This window comes from Moorena sp. SIO3I6 (assembly GCF_010672095.1).
The window spans coordinates 1-1,616 of sequence record NZ_JAAHHU010001158.1; the positions used below are offsets into that span (position 1 = coordinate 1).

Annotated in this window: 2 protein-coding genes; both read left to right on the forward strand. The window is 39.3% G+C overall.

Going from position 1 to position 1,616, the window contains the following annotated elements; translation table 11 throughout:
* The first annotated feature begins 545 nt into the window (after positions 1–545).
* Positions 546–881 (forward strand): XisI protein, encoded by a 336-nt coding sequence (locus tag F6K49_RS47210; RefSeq protein WP_293109426.1) that lies wholly within the window; start codon positions 546–548, stop codon positions 879–881.
* A 135-nt stretch (positions 882–1,016) separates the two neighbouring features.
* Positions 1,017–1,568, forward strand: coding sequence for a Uma2 family endonuclease (locus tag F6K49_RS47215; protein WP_293109428.1), 552 nt, complete (start codon positions 1,017–1,019; stop codon positions 1,566–1,568).
* Positions 1,569–1,616 lie beyond the last annotated feature (48 nt).

Consider the following 1,616-nt stretch of genomic DNA (forward strand, 5'->3'; position numbering starts at 1 on the left):
CGGCAAGTTACCACCAGTCCCACCTTCCCCAGATTACCAATTCCAGACCTGGTAGCAGACGTTTTAGCTCAAAGCCGTGAAACCTTGAGAAGTCCTGCATTACGAGCCTTTCGCCAAAGACTAAAGCAACTGCTCCAATAAATTGATAGTTTAGTTTTGGGGGATAACCCGATGGCAATCAGTAGACTTCTTGCAGAAGTCGGGAACAGGGAACAGGGAACAGGGAACAGTGGACAAGAATTGACGTAAACACTATCATAAAAATACTTTTGCAAGAGATCTAGTAATGGAATTGACTTCTAAAACACTACCCAAACTAGATCAATGCAACAACAATAATGTACTTTTAAACTCGGGTTTTCACTCAAAACGCAGTAATAAAATATCAAATCAAACTAATTATATAGCAGTATAATTAAAGGTTAAGACATATTTATGTTCCCTTTTCCCTGTTCCCTGTTCCCTGTTCCCTTTAAACGAAAATACTATGTCTTAAACTATACTTGCCTTGCTATATATGATATAACTCAAGAGGTCATTAAACAATGGAAAAACTAGAACACTATAGAGAATTAGTCAAAAAGCTAATCAATGAATACGGGCAATATAAACCTAGATATGGAGATATTGAAGTCCAAAAAATATTTGATGTTCAAGGAGATCACTATCAACTAATGAACGTGGGATGGCATGGAAATCGGCGTTTAAGAGGCTGTGTTCTCCAAATTGACCTTAAAAACGACAAAATTTGGATACAACATGATGGCACAGAAATTGGCGTTGCGAATGAATTAGTCGAATGGGGTGTTCCCAAAGAAGATATCGTCTTAGCTTACCATGCTCCTTATAAACGTCAATATACTGGATTTGCTGTTGATTGATTAAATATAGCAATTCTATTTTCCATGAGGTAAAAAGGGAGCCCCCTAAATCCCCCTTAATAAGGGTGACTTTGAGGTTTAGAAGTGTACCTCATAAATGCAATAATCGCTATAAATAAATAGGAGATTTTAACAATGCCTAGTTTAACAGTAAAAGACTTAGAAAAGCTGCAAGCTGAACATCCTGATTATCAGATGGAACTAGTGGATGGAGAAATTCTTGTTATGAGTCCTTCAGGTATAGAATCGGATGAAGTAGCTGCTGCTATTGTTACCCAGTTATCAAATTGGGTACGACCTCGTAGACTAGGCAGGGTAACAGCTTCTAGTGGTGGTTTTCGTTTACCTAACGAAGATGGGGATGTCCGTGCTCCCGATGCTTCTTTTATCCTAGCCGAACGTTTACCTCGCACTACAGAAGGTTACGCGGAGTTAGTTCCTGACTTGATGTTTGAAGTTAAATCTAGAACTGATAGTTTGGCTAAATTACGCCGGAAAATCCAGCAATTTATGGAATTGGGAACTAAAATTGGGGTGTTAGTGGATCCGAGAACTCGCACCATGGAGGTTTATCGTCTTAATCGAGATAAAGTTGTGCTGGGGGATGGGGATGTGCTGCAAGTGCCGGAATTGCTTCCTGGTTGGGAATTGCCTGTGGTGGAAGTTTGGGCACCTGAGTTTGATTGAGAAGACTGTTTATTCTTCTCAAGTATTAGATTAAGTTTGAATGTTGGA